16 protein-coding genes, 1 pseudogene and 1 riboswitch are annotated in these 16,641 nt (G+C 63.9%); of the genes and pseudogenes, 8 read left to right on the top strand and 9 right to left on the bottom strand.

Annotated elements, in window-relative coordinates; translation table 11 throughout:
- Positions 1-61: 61 nt before the first annotated feature.
- Together NL532_RS07120 and NL532_RS07115 are read left to right on the top strand one after the other, a co-directional pair.
- Positions 62-967, top strand: a complete 906-nt coding sequence (locus NL532_RS07120) for a LysR family transcriptional regulator (protein ID WP_023828403.1) — start codon at positions 62-64, stop codon at positions 965-967.
- Between the two features lie 115 nt (positions 968-1,082).
- Positions 1,083-1,892 carry a lysophospholipid acyltransferase family protein gene (locus NL532_RS07115; RefSeq protein ID WP_023828402.1) on the top strand — a complete coding sequence of 270 codons (810 nt, stop codon included), beginning with the start codon at positions 1,083-1,085 and terminating at the stop codon, positions 1,890-1,892.
- Positions 1,893-1,961: 69 nt separating this feature from the next.
- Here NL532_RS07115 and NL532_RS07110 read toward each other — a convergent pair.
- From NL532_RS07110 to NL532_RS07100, 3 genes and pseudogenes are all read right to left on the bottom strand, one after another.
- Positions 1,962-2,587, bottom strand: a pseudogene (locus tag NL532_RS07110) (LysE family translocator).
- Between the two features lie 83 nt (positions 2,588-2,670).
- The gene (locus NL532_RS07105) at positions 2,671-3,618 is read right to left on the bottom strand and encodes an aldo/keto reductase (protein WP_023828401.1); all 948 of its coding nucleotides are present in this window, start codon (positions 3,616-3,618) and stop codon (positions 2,671-2,673) included.
- A gap of 164 nt (positions 3,619-3,782) precedes the next feature.
- Positions 3,783-4,316: a gamma-glutamylcyclotransferase gene (locus NL532_RS07100; protein ID WP_023673305.1), complete on the bottom strand. Its 534-nt coding sequence runs from the start codon at positions 4,314-4,316 to the stop codon at positions 3,783-3,785.
- Between the two features lie 123 nt (positions 4,317-4,439).
- Here NL532_RS07100 and NL532_RS07095 point away from each other — a divergent pair, with 123 nt between their 5' ends.
- The gene (locus tag NL532_RS07095) at positions 4,440-5,438 is read left to right on the top strand and encodes a DUF2125 domain-containing protein (RefSeq protein ID WP_023685348.1); all 999 of its coding nucleotides are present in this window, start codon (positions 4,440-4,442) and stop codon (positions 5,436-5,438) included.
- Between the two features lie 124 nt (positions 5,439-5,562).
- Positions 5,563-6,486 carry a sugar kinase gene (locus NL532_RS07090; RefSeq protein WP_023828400.1) on the top strand — a complete coding sequence of 308 codons (924 nt, stop codon included), beginning with the start codon at positions 5,563-5,565 and terminating at the stop codon, positions 6,484-6,486.
- A 7-nt stretch (positions 6,487-6,493) separates the two neighbouring features.
- Here the strand turns inward: NL532_RS07090 and NL532_RS07085 are convergent, their stop codons facing one another.
- Positions 6,494-7,429 (bottom strand): prephenate/arogenate dehydrogenase family protein, encoded by a 936-nt coding sequence (locus NL532_RS07085; protein WP_023685350.1) that lies wholly within the window; start codon positions 7,427-7,429, stop codon positions 6,494-6,496.
- Between the two features lie 4 nt (positions 7,430-7,433).
- Entirely contained in the window at positions 7,434-8,543 is a 1,110-nt protein-coding gene (gene hisC, locus NL532_RS07080; RefSeq protein WP_023726966.1) for a histidinol-phosphate transaminase, read from the bottom strand.
- A gap of 126 nt (positions 8,544-8,669) precedes the next feature.
- Positions 8,670-8,747: riboswitch (SAM riboswitch) on the top strand.
- Between the two features lie 60 nt (positions 8,748-8,807).
- Here hisC and metX point away from each other — a divergent pair.
- Together metX and metW are read left to right on the top strand one after the other, a co-directional pair.
- The gene (gene metX / locus NL532_RS07075; protein WP_023685352.1) at positions 8,808-9,977 is read left to right on the top strand and encodes a homoserine O-acetyltransferase MetX; all 1,170 of its coding nucleotides are present in this window, start codon (positions 8,808-8,810) and stop codon (positions 9,975-9,977) included.
- Positions 9,974-10,588 carry a methionine biosynthesis protein MetW gene (metW, locus tag NL532_RS07070; RefSeq protein WP_023685353.1) on the top strand — a complete coding sequence of 205 codons (615 nt, stop codon included), beginning with the start codon at positions 9,974-9,976 and terminating at the stop codon, positions 10,586-10,588. Before metX ends, metW begins: the two co-directional genes overlap by 4 nt.
- A gap of 7 nt (positions 10,589-10,595) precedes the next feature.
- Here metW and NL532_RS07065 read toward each other — a convergent pair whose 3' ends face one another.
- Entirely contained in the window at positions 10,596-10,916 is a 321-nt protein-coding gene (locus NL532_RS07065; RefSeq protein ID WP_023694041.1) for a DUF1330 domain-containing protein, read from the bottom strand.
- A 248-nt stretch (positions 10,917-11,164) separates the two neighbouring features.
- Here NL532_RS07065 and NL532_RS07060 point away from each other — a divergent pair, with 248 nt between their 5' ends.
- On the top strand, positions 11,165-12,100 hold the full coding sequence (locus tag NL532_RS07060) for a glycosyltransferase family 2 protein (RefSeq protein ID WP_023828399.1): 936 nt from the start codon (positions 11,165-11,167) through the stop codon (positions 12,098-12,100).
- 51 nt (positions 12,101-12,151) lie between these two features.
- Here NL532_RS07060 and NL532_RS07055 read toward each other — a convergent pair whose 3' ends face one another.
- The 3 genes from NL532_RS07055 to NL532_RS07045 all read right to left on the bottom strand — a co-directional run bounded on the left by NL532_RS07055 (position 12,152) and on the right by NL532_RS07045 (position 15,745).
- Positions 12,152-12,940 (bottom strand): DUF1194 domain-containing protein, encoded by a 789-nt coding sequence (locus NL532_RS07055; protein WP_023714977.1) that lies wholly within the window; start codon positions 12,938-12,940, stop codon positions 12,152-12,154.
- A gap of 64 nt (positions 12,941-13,004) precedes the next feature.
- Entirely contained in the window at positions 13,005-14,825 is a 1,821-nt protein-coding gene (locus NL532_RS07050) for an ABC transporter ATP-binding protein/permease (protein WP_023828398.1), read from the bottom strand.
- A gap of 137 nt (positions 14,826-14,962) precedes the next feature.
- Positions 14,963-15,745, bottom strand: coding sequence for a class I SAM-dependent methyltransferase (locus NL532_RS07045; RefSeq protein ID WP_023670688.1), 783 nt, complete (start codon positions 15,743-15,745; stop codon positions 14,963-14,965).
- A 118-nt stretch (positions 15,746-15,863) separates the two neighbouring features.
- Between NL532_RS07045 and gloB the strand changes: the two genes are divergently transcribed.
- On the top strand, positions 15,864-16,631 hold the full coding sequence (gloB, locus tag NL532_RS07040) for a hydroxyacylglutathione hydrolase (RefSeq protein ID WP_023701385.1): 768 nt from the start codon (positions 15,864-15,866) through the stop codon (positions 16,629-16,631).
- Positions 16,632-16,641: the final 10 nt, after the last annotated feature.

Below are 16,641 nucleotides of genomic sequence, written 5' to 3'. Positions count from 1 at the left end.
TCCATGTTTTGGATGTAGATGGCATAGTTGCAAGCTATCCTTCCAATTTCCGGAAGAAAGTATGGATCGTCTCCAAGCCATGTCGCTGTTCGTCGCCGCGGTGGAAGCGGGCAGCCTTTCCGCTGCCGGCCGCCATTTCGGCATTCCACTGGCAACGGTCAGCCGCAAGGTTTCCGACCTCGAAAAGCACCTTCAGGCGCGCCTGCTGAACCGTTCGACCCGGCAGCTCACGCTGACCGATGCCGGCCAGGCCTATCTCGCCGCCTGCCGCCGCATCCTCGGCGAGGTCGGCGAAGCCGAACGCACCGCTGCCGGCGAATACAGCACGCCGACCGGCGACCTGTTCATCACCGCGCCGGTCGTCTTTGGTCGCCTGCACGTGCTGCCTGTCGTCACCGAATTCCTGGCGGCTTATCCTCAAGTCAACATTCGCCTGACGCTGGCTGACCGGATAACCCAACTGGCGGAGGAACATCTCGACCTTGCCATCCGCATCGGCGAGCTTGCGCCTTCGAGCCTCATTGCCATCCGCGTCGGCGCGATCCGTCGCGTCGTGTGCGCCAGCCCCGCCTATATCGCCGCGCATGGCATGCCGCGGACGCCGGACGATCTGGCCGCGCATGAATGCATCAGTTTCGAAGGGCCTGCAGCGCTCGCCAGCTGGAGCTTTGCCGGCGACAAGGGCGAACTGATCGTGCCGATCCACTCACGGCTGCGCGTCAACACGGCGGAAGCTGCAATCGATGCCGCGATTGCAGGCGCCGGGATGACGCGGGTGCTCTCCTACCAGATCGCGGACGCAGTACGTTCCGGCGTGCTCGTCCCGGTCTTGCGACCCTTCGAGCCGCAGCCGTGGCCGGTGAGCCTCGTCCATGCCGGCCAAGGCCTGCTGGCGGTGAAACTAAGGGCGTTCCTCGATTTCGCCGCTCCGCGGCTGAAGCAGCGGCTATTGCAGGCGACGTGGTGAGTTGAGACTGGCTTGAGTCAGTGGCGAGCCGGCCTATGTCAGGCCATTGCGGCGTTTCCTTTTTGCCCGCGCTTGGTGTAACCAACGCACACCTCCTCAACGGGCCCTTCCCCGCATGCTCTATATCCGCTCGCTGGCGTTCAACTTCGTCTTCTATGTCAATCTGATCGTCCAGATGGTCCTCTGGACCCCTTACTACTTCCTCTCGCCACGCCATCGCGCCTGGTTCGTGCCGAAATTCTGGTCGCGCACCAGCCTGTGGCTCTACGACAAGATCGCCGGCACCAGGAGCGACATCACCGGCGTCGAGAACCTGCCTGAGGGCTCTTTCATCCTGGCGCCGAAACACCAGTCGTTTTGGGACGCGATCGCTTTCTTTCCCTTCCTCCACGATCCGCTTTATATCCTGAAGCGCGAGCTGACCTGGATCCCCTTCTTCGGCTGGTACATCCTGAAGATGCGGATGATCCCGGTTCACCGCGGCAGCCGCTCCAAGGCGTTGAAGCAGGTCGTTGCATCGACAAAGCAGGAGATGGGGCGCAATCCGCGCCAGCTGATTATCTACCCCGAAGGCACGCGCCGAGCGCCAGGCGACGAGCCGGCTTACAAATACGGCATTGTCGAGCTCTATACGCAGCTTGGCGTCCCGGTGGTACCGGTCGCCCATGTCGCCGGCCTCTATTGGCCTCGCCGCAAATTCTTGCGCTTTCCCGGCACCATCAAGGCCCGCTTCCTGCCGCCGATTCCGCCCGGGCTCGGCAAGGACGAATTCATGGACCGGCTGATCGGCGATACGGAAGCCGCCTGCGACCAGCTGCTGATCGAGGCATCGCAGGCTCCTAACCCGCCGCAAATGCCGCCGACGGCGGTCAAGCGGCTGGCCGAACTCGCCGCGGCCGCCAAAGCAGTTCCAGGAAAAGTGTGAGCGGTTTTTTCCGTCCTGAATCGCGCCAAAACAAAAAAGACCAAAGCTTGATCTCTTCTGCGGGCCGGCTCAAGGCCACGCCGCCAGCGCCGTGGTCAGCACCAGCGTCGCCGCGAAGGCCAGATTGATGATCCGCGACGCCAGCGGCTGGCGCAGGGTGCGGGCGAAGGCCGCGCCGGCCAGCAGCCACAGCACATGGATGGCTACGATCATCAGGGTGAGAACCGCCAGCCTGGCCGGGATGCCGAGAGCATCGGCGCCGGCTGCGGTCGCGGAGCCAGCAAGGACTGCAGCAATCGCCACATAGGCTTTCGGTTGGCAACGGCGAGCAGGAAGCCGCCGAGGAAGGTCGGCAGAACCGCGCTGCTGTCACGCGCGGCCAGCGGCGGCGCTGTCGCTATTCTGTAGGCGAGGTAGAGAATATAGGCGGCGGAAGCGACCGCCAGCACCGGCGCTACGCCCGGCATCGAGGTAAGGATAGCCTTGATGCCGGTGGCCACCACCAGCAGCACCGCGACGGTGCCTAAAATGATCCCCGATGTGTAGTGAAGCGAATTGCGCAGGCCGAAGGCGGCCCCTATCGCCGTGACGCTGATCGTCGCCGGGCCAGGACTGCCCATGACGACGGTTGCCGCCAGCACCAGCGCCAGCAACTGCGGCCAGGGCTGCGCCTGCGAAAGAATGTCTGCGGCCATGCTGCCTCTTCTCCACAATAATGGAGAGCAGTGTGGCGAGGCGGACAGCCGTCGTCTTGAACGATCGTGCCGAAGCTGCGCGGCTAGGCGCTGGCCTTGTCCAGCGCCACGAGATCCTCCGCGCTGAGCTTCAGCGATGCGGCGCGCGCCAGGCTGTCGACCTGGTCCAGCGTCGTGGCGCTGGCGATCGGCGCGGTGATGCCGGGCTGCGCCATCACCCAGGCGAGTGCCACTTCCGCCTGCTTGGCCGAATGGCGCGCCGCGACGGTGTCGAGTGCGGCCAGAATGCGCATGCCGCGCGCATTGAGATAAGCCTTCACGCCGCCGCCGCGTTCACTTTTGCCGAGATCGGCCTCGCTACGGTATTTGCCGCTCAAAAACCCCTTGGCGAGGCTGAAATAGGTGATGACGCCGATATCCTCGGCCACGCACAGATCATGCAGCGGCCCGTCGAAGGATGAGCGGTCGTAGAGATTGTATTCCGGCTGCAGCACGCTGTAGCGCGGCAGCCCGCGCAGGCTGGCAACATCGAGCGCGGCGCGCAGCTGGCCGGCGTCGAGATTCGAGGCGCCGATATGGCGGACCTTGCCGGCAGCGAGCAGCTTCTGGTAGGCGCCGAGCGTCTCTTCATAAGGCGTGGTCGGGTCCGGCCAGTGCGACAAATAGAGGTCGATGACATCGGTCTGCAGCCGCTTGAGCGACGCCTCGACCGCCCCTTCGATATGGGCAGCGGACAAATCCTTCTTGCCTTGTCCCATATCCGAGCCGACTTTGGTGATGACGATGATCTTGTCACGGTTGCCGCGGCTTTTCATCCATTTGCCGATGATGGTCTCGGACTCGCCGCCCGCGTGGCCGGGCACCCAGCGCGAATAGGCATCGGCCGTATCGATAGCGTTGAGGCCGGCGTCGCCAAACCGGTCGAGCAGGTCGAAGGAGGTCTTCTCGTCCGCGGTCCAGCCGAAGACATTGCCGCCCAGGACCAGCGGCGCGATGGAAAGGTCGGTTTGACCGAGACGGCGTTTTTGCAAGACGGGGCTCCGTGGGCTGGCGGCGGGCGACCCGAATGCTTCGGGCCGCAGCTAAGCTAGGTCTCGCCGCGCCGAGGTCAAAGGCCTCAGCCAATTTTTCCAGCGGGCCAGCGCTTCACAAAGGCGCGAGCGCTTCGCCTGCAGGCTCGCCGTGGTCCACTGGCTCACGAGGCGATCCGCTTCGCCACCTCTTCCAGCCAGTGGTCGCTGATACCCAGCGCCGCGAGATGCTGCAGCGTGTTGAGCACATAGTCCTCGTTGTTTCCGGACTGGCCGACGGCGCCACGGATAACACCTGCCGCATGCGCGGGGTCGAGCCCGCCGGCATACTGCTCATGCTGGCGGTCGACGATATAGGCGACCGCTTTCACTCTCTCTCCCGCGGCCGCCCCATTCCCGTCGAGGCTGATATCGAGCACACGCTCGAGGTAGACGCTGGTCACCAATTCGCGCTCGCGCAGATAGGTCAGCACCTCATCGCGCAGCTCGCCGGGCACGCGAAAGGCCAGCCCGATGCAGGAGCCGCCACGGTCGAGGCCTAGCACCAGGCCCGGCCGCTGGCGCGTGCCGCGATGCACGAAGGAATAGACGCACAGCGACCGGCGGTAGCCGTAAAGCCGCGCGCGCCGTGTCTCGACATGGGCGAATCCCGGTCGCCAGATCAGCGAGCCGTAGCCAAAAACCCAAAAATCGCCCATATCGCCAAGCCTGATTGTACGAGAGTGACGCCGCCGCATCGGAATCGGTGCTCTTCTGTTCTTTTTGCTTTTGCGTAAGCCACAGTCCACCCGCAACACGCCCGCGTTAATGAAAGCCGCAGCATGACGTCAAGTGACGAGCGTCCGTCGAAGTTTCGCCGCCGGCTGATGTGGCTCGCTGCCTTGCTCGTTATGCTGTTCGGCGTCTACAGCGCAGTCTGGTTCTATGTCGCCGGTCGCGTCAGCAGCGAAGCCGACAAGGCGGTGGCCTCGCTCAAGGACAAAGGCATCGAGGCCGGCTGCGCCAACCTCACCGTCAGCGGCTACCCCCTGAGTTTTGCCATCTCCTGTGACAATCTGGCTTACGAGGACGACGCCAGGAACGTTGCCGCCTCGGCAGGCAGCTTCAACTTCGTTGCAGAGCTCATCCGGCCTTTGTCGCCTGCCGCCGAGTTGCGTGGGCCGCTGCGCACCTCGGTGCCGGGGATGGCGCCGCTATGGATCGACTGGGACAATCTGCAGGCCAATGCCAAGCTCTTCTGGCCCCTGCCCCGGAGCATTTCGCTGCAGGCGGAGAGCTTGTCCGGCCAGACGGATCCGGCCGACGACACTGATCCGGTTTCACTGTTCAGCGCCGGAACCGCGGCGGGCGAGTTGCGGCCCGACGGCCAGGACATCGGCTACGTCGGCAGCTTCACCGATCTTGAGATCGACGCCGACGCGATCGGCGGGCGCGTGCTGCCGCCGCTCGACGGCAGCGGCGACGCGACGCTGAAGAACGGCGTCGCGCTGATGAAGACGCAGGCCAGGAGCCTGCGCGGCCAGGCGGCCGACATCCACAAGCTCGATCTGTCGTCGGGAACCGCGCGCATCACCGTCTCCGGCCCGGTGTCGGTCGACGCCAACGGCCTGGTCAATGCCGACCTGACGATCAAGCTGCAGGATCCCAAAGCCGTGGCGGCAATCCTCGCCACCGCAATCCCCGAGCAGAAGAGCCAGATCGAGCAAGGCTTTGCCGGTCTGGCGCTGCTCGGCAACGAACCGTCGATGCCGCTCAAGGTGGTGAAGGGCAAGGTCTCGCTCGGCTTCATTCCGCTGGGCAAGATCAAGCCGCTCGATTAGAGCAATTCCAAGAAAAGTGTGAGCGGTTTTCCGTCCGGAATTCCGTTAAAACAAAGAGATAGAGCATGATCGCAAAGAGCGGGAACGGCTTTTGGGGAGAGATCATGCTCGAGCAAGCCGACGCATGAACCGACCGGTGAAACTGCTGAGCGTTGGCGCGCTGACGCTGGATACCATCCTGCGCGTCGAAACCCTGCCCACGCATCAGGGCAAGTTCATCGCCTCGGACGGCATCCAGATCGCCTCGGGCATGGCGACAAGTGCTGCCTGCGCCGCCCGCCGTCTCGGCGCCGAGGTGTTCCTGTGGGCAAGTGCAGGTGACGATGCCGTCGGCGACCAATTGCTGGCCGGCATCGAGGCCGAGGGCGTCGATTGCGGCTTTGTCCGCCGCGTCGAAGGCGCCCGCTCGGCGCTGGCCGCGATCCTGGTCGACGCTCATGGCGAGCGCATCATCGTGCCCTTCTACGACCCAAAGGCGCAGGCCGACCCCGAGGCGGTGCCTGTCGCCGATCTTTCCGGCTTCGATGCCGTGCTGGTCGATGTGCGCTGGCCGGGCGCCGCCGCTCTTGCCTTGACCGCCGCGCGCGACGCCGGTTGCCCGGCAATCCTCGACGCCGACACGGCGCCGCTGGAGGTGCTGGAGCATCTGTTGCCGCTGGCGTCGCACATCGTCGCTTCGGAGACGGCTGCACGCATCGTCTGCGGCCACGCGCTGGATCCCGAAACCGCCTGCGCCGACCTCGCCAGCCGCACAGACGCCTTTGTCGCGGTGACCGGCGGCGCCTCGGGAAGCTGGTGGCATGACCGGTCCGCCGGATGCGTGCGCCACATCGCGGCGCCGAAGGTCAAGGCGGTCGGCACGCTGGCCGCCGGCGACGTTTTCCACGGCGCCTTTGCCGTTGGACTTGCTGAGGCCATGTCGGTCGAGCACGCGTTGCGCTTTGCCAGCGCGGCGGCCGCGCTCAAATGCCAGCGCTTCGGCGGCCGGCTGGGCGCGCCGGACCGGGCCGAGACAATGGCCATGGTCGCGGCGACCTGGCCCGTCTGAAACAGATTTAACTTTTCACCGGGTGCTCGACCGCCTGCCGGCCGAAATCCGGCACGTCGATATCCTGGCCGGCCTCGATGATCGAACGGCGAACGGCCCGGGTGCGGGTGAACAGGTCGAACAGCTTGTCGCCGTCGCCCCAGCGGATCGCCCGCTGCAGCGAGGCGAGGTCCTCCGAAAAGCGCGCCAGCATTTCCAGGATGGCATCCTTGTTGTGCAGGCACACGTCGCGCCACATGGTCGGGTCGGAGGCGGCCAGACGGGTGAAGTCGCGGAAACCGGAAGCCGAATATTTGATCACTTCCGACTTGGTCACCGATTCCAGATCGTCGGCCGTGCCGACGATGTTGTAGGCAATGATGTGCGGAAGATGCGAAACGATGGCCAGCGTCATGTCATGATGCTGCGGGTCCATCGAGTCGATGTTGGAGCCGCAGCGCCGCCAGAATTCCGACAGCTTTTCCAGCGCGGCCGGATCGGTTCCCGGCAGCGGCGTGAAGATGCACCAGCGGTTTTCGAACAGGTCGGCGAAACCCGCATCCGGGCCCGATTTCTCCGTACCTGCCAGCGGGTGCCCCGGAATAAAGTGCACGCCGTCCGGTACATAGGGCTGCATTTGCGCAATGACGGAGGCCTTGGTCGAACCGACATCGGTGAGGATGGCGCCCTTTTTCAGCCCCGGCGCGATCTCTTGCGCCACCTCGCCCGACGATCCCACAGGCACCGAGACGATGATCAGGTCGGCGTCGCGGACCGCTTCCCTGGCGCCGGTGGTGTAGCTCTCGCCAAGACCGAGCTCCTTCGCCCGCGCCAGCGTGGCCGGGCTGCGCGTCGCGATGGCGACATGGCGGGCCAGGCCCTCGCGGCGGATAACGCGGGCCAGCGACGAGCCGATCAGGCCGATGCCGACCAGCGCGATCTTTTCAAACATCGGTGATGTCATTGTTTCAGCTTTTCAGGAACGTCGTGAGGGCGTCGATAACGCCGCGATTGGCTTCTTCGGTGCCGACGCTCATGCGCAGCGCATTGGGAAAGCCATAGCCGGTAACGCGCCGCAATATATAGCCGCGCTGGGTGAGGTAGTCGTCCGCCGCCTCAGCCGAATGCTTCTTGTCGTCGGGAAAGTGGATGAGGACGAAATTGCCGACGCTGGGCGTCACCCTGAGCCCAAGCTTCGTCAGCTCTTCATTCAGCCAGGTAAGCCAGGTCTCGTTGTGCAACGAACTGCGCTCGACATGGGCGCGGTCGCGGATGGCGGCAATGCCGGCCTCGATCGCTGTTGCGTTAACGTTGAAAGGGCCGCGGATACGGTTGATGGCATCGACGATGTGCAGTGGGCCATACATCCAGCCGATGCGCGCGCCGCCAAGGCCGAGCTTGGAGAAGGTGCGGGTCATGACCACATTCTGTGCGCTGCCCGCCAGCTCGATGCCGGCCTCGTAGTCATTGCGCCTGACATATTCGGCATAGGCCGCGTCGAGCACCAGAAGCACGTTGCCCGGGAGCGTGGAATGCAGGCGGCGGACCTCCTGGAACGGCAGATAGGTGCCGGTCGGATTGTTGGGATTGGCGAGGAAGATGATTTTGGTCCGCGGCGTCACCGCGGCCAGGATCGCGTCGACGTCGGCGCGCTCCTCGGTTTCCTTCACAGCAACCGGCTTGGCCCCCGCCGACTGAATGTAGATCTTGTAGACCATGAAGGCATGTTCGGTAAAAATCGCCTCATCGCCTGGCGCCAGATAGGTCTGCGCCAGCAGGCCCAAAATCTCGTCGGAACCGTTGGAGCAGATGATGTTTGCCGGGTTGAGGCCATGCACCTCGGCGATCGCCTCGCGCAGCCGGCGGGCGGTGCCGTCGGGATAGACATCGAGCTTGCCAGCCACTTCGCGCGCGGCCTCGATCGCCTTCGGCGACGGGCCGAGCGGGTTCTCGTTCGACGACAATTTATGGACCTTGGCGACGCCGGCAGGTGCCGTGCTCTTGCCCGGCACATAGGCGTCGATGTCCATGATGCCCGCGCGGGGCGTCGGCCGTGCCTTGTCCGCTGTCTTGTCCATGTCGCAAATCCATCGAGAATGCCTCCGTCCGGAGGCCGCAGCGGAAATACAAGCCGTAGCCGCGAATGTCGAGAGGCGGGCAATAGCTGGCCGTTGACGCCGGGCCGCACGAGTTCTAGAAGAACGCAACAGTTCCGTGGTGATTTGGCCGGTCGGCTTGCAGCCACGTTAAACAACTCGCTAAAGGGCCGTTTGCGTGACGTAACCGGCTTTGCGATCGCATTGCCGGTTTTTTATTGCCTGACGGCGGGCAAGGAGAGTCACATGGCCGCGCTCCGCGCTACAAAAACCAACAACGAGGCCGACAACCCGTCGAGCCCTGTGTTGCGTTTTGGCCCTGACAAGCCGCTGAAGCTCGACGCCGGCACGCTTTTGTCGCCGTTCCAGATCGCCTACCAGACATATGGCGCCCTCAACGATGCCCGCACCAACGCCATCCTGGTCTGCCACGCGCTGACCGGCGACCAGCATGTCGCCAGCACCAATCCGGTGACCGGCAAGCCCGGCTGGTGGGAAGTGCTGATCGGTCCCGGCAAGATCATCGACACCAACCGCTTCTTCGTCATTTGCTCCAACGTCATCGGCGGCTGCCTCGGCTCCACCGGTCCGGCCTCGACCAATCCCGCCACCGGCAAGCCCTACGGCCTCGACCTGCCAATCATCACCATCCGCGACATGGTGCGGGCGCAACTGATGCTGGTCGACCATTTCGGCATCGAAAAGCTGTTTTGCGTGCTCGGCGGCTCGATGGGCGGCATGCAGGTGCTGGAATGGGCGTCATGCTATTCCGAGCGCGTCTTCTCGGCCCTGCCGATCGCCACAGGCGCACGCCATTCCTCGCAGAACATCGCCTTCCACGAGGTCGGCCGGCAGGCCGTCATGGCCGATCCGGACTGGCATGGCGGCAAATATTTCGAGCACGGCAAGCGCCCGGAAAAGGGGCTCGCCGTGGCGCGCATGGCCGCCCACATCACCTATCTGTCGGAAGCCGCCCTGCATCGGAAATTCGGCCGCAATCTGCAGGACCGCGAAGCGCTGACCTTCGGTTTCGACGCCGACTTCCAGATCGAAAGCTATCTGCGCCACCAGGGCATGACATTCGTCGACCGCTTCGACGCCAACTCCTACCTCTACATGACCCGTTCGATGGATTATTTCGACCTCGCCGCCGACCATGGCGGCCGGTTGGCCGATGCCTTTGCCGGGACCAAGACCCGCTTCTGCCTGGTGTCCTTCACCTCGGACTGGTTGTTCCCGACCGAGGAGAGCCGCTCGATCGTGCATGCGCTCAACGCCGCCGGCGCCTCCGTCTCCTTCGTCGAGATCGACACCGACCGCGGCCATGATGCCTTCCTGCTCGATGAACCCGAACTGTTTGCCGCCATCAAGGGCTTCATCGGCTCGGCGGCCCGCGCAAGGGGGCTCGCCTCATGAGCGTCAATGGCAGCCAGCGCGTCGACCTCGAAGTCGTGGCCAACCTGATACCGCCGCAGTCGCGGGTGCTCGATGTCGGCTCCGGCGACGGCCTGCTGCTCGAACTCCTGCAGGAGACCAAGCAGGTCGACGGCCGCGGGCTGGAGCTGTCACAGCGAGGCGTCAATGAATGCGTGGCGCGCGGCCTCTCGGTCATCCAGGGCGATGCCGACACCGACCTCGAATTCTATCCGGACAAGGGTTTTGACTTCGTCGTCCTGTCACAGACGCTGCAGGCGACCCGCAACCCGAAGCTGGTGCTCGACGAGCTGCTGCGAATCGGCAACCGCGCCATCGTCTCCTTCCCCAATTTCGGCCACTGGCGGGTGCGGCTGTCGCTGTTCGTCAAGGGCCGGATGCCGGTGACCGCGGACCTGCCCTATTCCTGGTACGACACGCCCAACATCCATTTCTGCACCATCCGCGACTTCGTCAATCTGGTCGAGGAACTCGGCGCCTCGGTCGAGAAAGCCACCGCGCTCGACGGCAACGGCCAGAAGATCGGCCTGTCGATGCCATGGTGGTTCTGGAATTTCTTCGGCCAGCAAGCGGTGTTCTTGCTGAAGCGGTAGTTTGCCCCTATTCCAGCACGTCCGTCGCCTTGTGCGGGTGCTGAACGCCATCGGCGATGATCACATCGGCGTGGGAGTTGTCGGTGCGCAAGGCCAGAATCTCGCGATAGGCTGATGAATCGTACCAGCCCCACGCATGCGCCCTGTCCGGAAACTCGATGACGATCAGGTGCCCGGGCCATTCGTTTTCGACCACGTCCATGTCGCCGCCGTGGACAAGGAAGCGGCCGCCGAACGGCTCCAATGTGGCGTCGATCCTCTGCAGATACTCGACAATCTGCGGGCCCATTGTGACTTGACGCATATGGGCGACGGCGTAGGCGGCCACGGCTGAACTCCCTGTGAGATCGAAGCCCGACGACCGGCTTCGTTGGCGCAATCTGCAGACATGATGGCCATCGGTCGATTACGTCTGGGGTAATCGGCCGGCTTACCGGCGTCCTGGCTCAACAGTTTGTGATGACATTGCCGCTGGTTTTTTGTAGCGTCGAATCGAATGCCATCCCGGGGTAAGGCTTGGACGGCGACCATCAAAACCTCCGGCCTCCAGGCATTTCGGGGCACAATCGAAGCAACATGTCCAAGGCAACCGACCTCGCTCCGCTGATCTCGGTGATCACACCGACGCACAATCGCCGCAGCAAGGTGGTGCGCGCCGTGGAGAGCGTGCTGGCGCAGAATTTTCCCCGGTTCGAACACATTGTCGTCGATGACGGCTCGACCGACGGTACGGCAGCCGCACTTGCCGAAATCCGCGATCCACGGCTGATCTATGTTGGCTCGAAATGGCGCGGCGCCAATGCCGCCCGCAATGCCGGCATAGAGCGGGCGCAGGCGCCGGTGGTGACATTCCTCGATTCCGACGACGTCTATTTGCCGGATCGCCTGGCGCGGACGCTGGAGCAGTTCGACAACAATCCCTCGCTCGAAGTGCTGATCAGTTCCTTCGTGTCGCTGAAGGGCAATCGCCGCACCAACTGCGTCAACCGCGAGGCGCTGCTGAGCCGCGACTCGCTGGAGCGGGCCCTTGTCGCGCAGACCATCTTCATTGCCGGGTCGGCAATCACCGCCCGGCGCGAGTCGCTGCTGGCCATCGGCGGCTACGATAGTGACGTCACGCGCATGCAGGATCGCGAATTGTTGCTGCGCTTTGCCCGTCGCAGCGGCGCGCAGCTGTCCGAAGTGATCGACTGGAAAAAGTACAACTCGGAGAATTCGATCTCCGGTCGCCGGGACGGCTATGTCGAAGCCTATGCGAGCTTGATCGACAAGCACCCCTATATCGCCGACCGCTACCCCTACATTCCGCCTTACATGATCGCCCGGCAGCTCATCGCCGATGCACTCAAGGGCAGGGTTTCGCAGGCGTTCTCCGGCTATTTGGCCAACCGGTCGTCGAAGGCGCTTGGCTATTCGCTGCCGCAGCTGTTGCGTGGCTATGTCGGCGGCCGGCGCTGGCGCCGCGATCTCTATGCCGAATTTCGCGACAAATACGGTGCACGGCCGGCCTGAAGTTTGCCGACAAGCCGCGCAGCGGCTTTCCCCTCCGAACTGCCTCAAACCTCATTTGTCGAGTTCCGGCAGATATGGGTCGGAATATAGCCGCCGGTCGCGTTCGCCCTGCAGGCAGTCCATGGGTGCGGCGGCATCGATCGGGACCACGGTCGCATCGGCGATGCCGCTCACCTCCAGGATCAACTTGCGGCGTATGGCGGTGGCGAATTCCGAGGCCGCATAGATCGGCAACACGAAGGAGCCGGGCCCACCGGTGACGCAGTCGTCATAATACTGGTCGAGATGGCTGAAGGTCGGCGACGGGCTGATCAGGATCGGCAGGCCGTTGATGACGATGCCCTTGGCCACCGCCGCATCGCGTGTCGTGGCGACGGGCAGCCCGGTGTTGTTGGGACCGTCGCCGGAAATGTCGATGACGCTGCGTGGCGCATCGAACCCCGTGCCCTCGAACAGCCCGGCGCCGAAGGCAAGCGCGCCCGAAATCGAGGTGCCGCGAAAGCTGCGGAACGGCCGCGCTTCTATTCTGTCGGCGAAGGCGTTGGCGCTCTCTGCACTGTCGATCACCTGCCAGGCGATGACGCCATCCTCGCGCACGACGCCCGCCCATTCGAAATAGGCAAGCGCGATGCGCCCGGTGGTTCCCGAGCGCACGGCCTTGATGAAATCGGGATGCCTGAGCGCCTCGACATAGCCCGCGCGCTGCAGCGCGAACTCCCTCTCGTCCATCGACTGTGAGATGTCGACGGCCAGCACCAGTTCGACATCCACGGCAACGGCCGGGGCAGCCACGGGCGTGGTGCAGGCAAGGCAGGCAAGCAGGCTGAGCGCATCGAGCATGGCCGCACCACGGACGTTTCGACCCGTGATTCTTCGCCGCGATCGCGGCGAAATAAAGCCCCTTCTACTTCTTTCGCCGCACGGCCGCTTTCGGCGGCGGGTCGATGGCGCCGGTCCTGACTCGGGCGGGTTTCAGTGGCGCAGCACCCGTATCCTTCACGATGTTCAATGCGCGTGGAAAGAAATGACCATTGTGCAGTCCGCGCCCGATGTTGAGGATCGCGGTTTCCGGCAGGCGTTTCTCCAGCATGGACAGTACCCTTCGCAGCGAAGGACCATCGAACGCGTCCATCGCTTCGTCGATGATCACCCATTTCGGCTGCCGCAAGGCCAGCCTGGCGAAGGCCAGCGACCGCTGTTCGTCATCGTTGAGTTCACGCTCCCAGCGTGCGGAACGGTCGAGCGAGGATGACAGCCGCTCGAGGCCGACCTCGGCCAGCACCGCCCCAAAATCAGCATCGCCAGCCGGCGCCGAGCCATTCGGATGCAGCACTTCGCGTAACGTGCCGGCAGGAAAATACGGAACACGCGGCACGAAAATCGGCGTTTCTCCGGCCGGCAAGCCGATCCGCCCGCTGCCCCAGGGCCAAAGGCCGGCAATGGCGCGGAAGAACAATGTCTTGCCGGCGCCTGGGTCGCCGGTGATCATGACGCGCTCACCGGGATGGATCTCGACATGGCTGTCTGAAAGTTTGGTGCAGCCCTCCGGCGAGGCCACTTGGAGCTTCTCGAAGGTCAGGCTGCCATTGGCGTTATCGCCGAATTCGATGCGCTTTTCCTTGTCGTGCAACGCATCGGTTTCATCGAGCGCAATGCGGAAGTCGGCAACGCGCATCAGCGTGGCGCGCCAGTCGGCGATGCCGCCGATATTGTTGATGAACCAGCGCAGCGACGAGTGCACCTGGTTGAAGGCGCCGACCGCCATCATCAACCCGCCAAAGCTGATATCGCCTGAAAAATAGACCGGCGATGCCACAAGGATCGGCGCCACCACGGTGATCCAGCCATAGGTATCGGTCACCCAGGACAGGTTGATCTGCGCTTTGTAGATGTTTCGCATCGCGCCCAGCACCGTGCCAAGGTCGATTTCGAGCCGTCTCTTGGCATCGGCTTCGCCGTGATAGAGCGCGATGGCGTCGACATTCTCGTTGACGCGCACCATCGAGGAGCGCAGCTCGGCCTCGCGGGTGTAGCGGTCGCTGTTGAGGCGGATCAGCGGCCGCCCGACCAGCCAGCTCAGCCAGGAGGCGATGCCGGCATAGAGGAACGCGGCCCAGACCATGTAGCCCGGTATCGCCAGCGACCAGCCGTTGATGTGGAAGACGAAGCCCGACGAGAGTTGCCAAAGCACGCCGACGAACGACACCAGCAGGATGAAGGATTGCAGCAGGCCGACGCCGAGGTCCGTCGACAGATCGGACAGATGCGCGGCATCCTGCTGCATGCGCTGGTCGGGATTGACGCCGATGGCGCCGGCATTGGCGAGCCGGAAGGCCCGCGCCGGCCGCATCCATTGGTCGATCAGGTCGAGCGTCAGCGCCTCGCGCAGCTTCAGCCGGATCATCTGGTTGAGCCAGGTCTGAGCGATGTTGAGCAGCAGCAGCGTGCCGGCAATCACGGCAAAGATCATCAGCTGATGCAGGAAGGCCGCCATGTCGCGACGCGCCAGCGCATCGTAGAAAGGCTGGTTCCAGCGGTTGAGCAGAACCTGGCCAATCGACGTCGCGACGATGACCGCCATAATGCCGACCGACGTCCAGACCAGCCACTTGCGCACCGGTGAGCCTATCAGCGCCCGTTTGATCGTCGCTACCTGATCGCGCAGGCTGCTGGCTTCGACGGTTACCGGCTGAACGGTGGCGGACTTGTCCGGTTGATCAGCCATGCACGAGGTCCTTGCGTTCAGAAGCGTTGCTGAAACCAGATGGAGAGACTTGAAGGCATCCGCCGCTCAAACGGACCGCGAATGCATCTGCGACAGATAGGTGGGAAAAACCCACGCAACACCAGTTTTCATGATGATCACGAAGGTGTCACCTGACGCGTCGTCGATGTCACCCCTTCCGCCCGGCGGCCAAGCCGCGTCGCACCGTGCGGTGACAGTACCGGCACGAAGACACGGCGCGAGGCGCGCTGCGCGACCGGCACGCCCTGATAGAGCCGCTTCTGCGCCTCGACCACGATGACGCCGGAAAAGATCGGCCAGAACCGCCGGCCGGCGCGCTCCAGCACATTGTGGAACCGCATCATGAAGCGCCGCGGCGATGGCGGGAAGAACAGCGCGTCGGACCAGGAAGCCGGTGTGAAATTCGCCTCGCGCAGCAATTCTGTCAGCTGGCCGCGCGAGAACGGCCGGCCATTGCCGAACGGCGTGTGCTCGAACCGCGCCCAGACACCGCGCCGGTTGGGCACGACGATGACGACGCGCCCTGCCGGCGACAGCACCCGCCAGATCTCGTTCAGCGTCTCGCGCGGGTTTTCGACATGTTCGAGCGAATGCACGAGCAGCATGCGGTCGATGCAGGAATCGACCAGCGGCAGTTCCTCGTCGAAGACCAGCGCCGTAGCCGTCGGCCCGTTCGCCGGCCAGACGACGGCGCCTTGCGTAGCAGGCATGAAGGCAAACACCCGCTCGGCATCGGTGCCGAACCGCTCCAGCCACGGCAAGGTATAGCCGAGCCCGACCAGCCGCTCATTGGGCACTGTTGCCCATATTGAGGACAGCGCCATGGTGATCGAGCGTTCAGCCAGGCGGCCGAGCGTGGTCGAATAGAAGGAGCGGAGATCGACGATATCGGAATGCATGCGCGGGACGGTAGCTGCGATGCCGCCCAAGTTCAACAAAGCCGGCACGTTCTGCAAAGCTAGAGTGACATCGGCGGCCAAGCGCCCTATGTCTGCGCCAACAGATGGAGAGATGCCAATGCCCGTCGAAATCGAACAGTTCATGTGCCGCAGCGACAATTTCGGCGTGCTGGTGCATGACCCGAAAAGCGGCGAGACCGCCATTATCGACGCGCCCGAAGAAGCGCCGATCATTGCCGCGATCGAGCGTACCGGCTGGAAGCCGACGATGATCCTGACCACCCACCACCATGTCGACCATGTCGAGGCCAATCTGGCGCTGAAGGAGCGCTTCAAGCTGCGCATCGTCGGACCGGAGGCTGAAAAGGAAAAGATCCCCGGCATCGACGAGACCGTCGGGCAAGGCTCGGTCGTCCATCTCGGCGGCGAGCGGATCGATGTCATCGCCACGCCCGGCCACACTGCGGGCCATGTCTCCTATCATTTTCCGGCCTCGAAAGTGGCGTTCACCGCCGACACTTTGTTCGCGCTCGGCTGCGGCCGGCTGTTCGAATGCAAGCCGCCGGTGATGTATGAGTCGCTGAAGAAGCTCGCCGCACTCCCGGCGGACACGGTCATCTATTGCGGCCATGAGTATACGCTTTCGAACGCCCGCTTTGCGTTGACCGTCGACCCGACCAATTCGGCGCTCAGGGAACGCGCCGCCAAAATCGAGACCCTGCGCGCCGACAACAAGGCGACGCTGCCGACCACGATCGGCGAGGAATTGTCGACCAATCCGTTCCTGCGCTGGCACGACCCGGCGATCCGCAAGCATCTCGGTATGGAGGCGGCCCCGGACGCCGAAGTGTTCGCGGAAATCCGCAAGCGCAAGGACAATTTCTGAGCATCGTACC

This window comes from Mesorhizobium sp. C120A (assembly GCF_030323105.1).
GTDB lineage: Bacteria > Pseudomonadota > Alphaproteobacteria > Rhizobiales > Rhizobiaceae > Mesorhizobium.
This window is presented reverse-complemented; position numbering and strand designations above follow the sequence as displayed.

Coding starts and splice junctions, on each gene's coding strand:
- NL532_RS07120 (WP_023828403.1), top strand. CDS start 62: ATGGATCGTCTCCAAGCCATGTCGCTGTTCGTCGCCGCGGTGGAAGCG.
- NL532_RS07115 (WP_023828402.1), top strand. CDS start 1,083: ATGCTCTATATCCGCTCGCTGGCGTTCAACTTCGTCTTCTATGTCAAT.
- NL532_RS07100 (WP_023673305.1), bottom strand. CDS start 4,316: ATGGGCGATTTTTGGGTTTTTGGCTACGGCTCGCTGATCTGGCGACCG.
- NL532_RS07095 (WP_023685348.1), top strand. CDS start 4,440: ATGACGTCAAGTGACGAGCGTCCGTCGAAGTTTCGCCGCCGGCTGATG.
- NL532_RS07090 (WP_023828400.1), top strand. CDS start 5,563: ATGAACCGACCGGTGAAACTGCTGAGCGTTGGCGCGCTGACGCTGGAT.
- NL532_RS07085 (WP_023685350.1), bottom strand. CDS start 7,429: ATGACATCACCGATGTTTGAAAAGATCGCGCTGGTCGGCATCGGCCTG.
- hisC (WP_023726966.1), bottom strand. CDS start 8,543: ATGGACAAGACAGCGGACAAGGCACGGCCGACGCCCCGCGCGGGCATC.
- metX (WP_023685352.1), top strand. CDS start 8,808: ATGGCCGCGCTCCGCGCTACAAAAACCAACAACGAGGCCGACAACCCG.
- metW (WP_023685353.1), top strand. CDS start 9,974: ATGAGCGTCAATGGCAGCCAGCGCGTCGACCTCGAAGTCGTGGCCAAC.
- NL532_RS07060 (WP_023828399.1), top strand. CDS start 11,165: ATGTCCAAGGCAACCGACCTCGCTCCGCTGATCTCGGTGATCACACCG.
- NL532_RS07055 (WP_023714977.1), bottom strand. CDS start 12,940: ATGCTCGATGCGCTCAGCCTGCTTGCCTGCCTTGCCTGCACCACGCCC.
- NL532_RS07050 (WP_023828398.1), bottom strand. CDS start 14,825: ATGGCTGATCAACCGGACAAGTCCGCCACCGTTCAGCCGGTAACCGTC.
- NL532_RS07045 (WP_023670688.1), bottom strand. CDS start 15,745: ATGCATTCCGATATCGTCGATCTCCGCTCCTTCTATTCGACCACGCTC.
- gloB (WP_023701385.1), top strand. CDS start 15,864: ATGCCCGTCGAAATCGAACAGTTCATGTGCCGCAGCGACAATTTCGGC.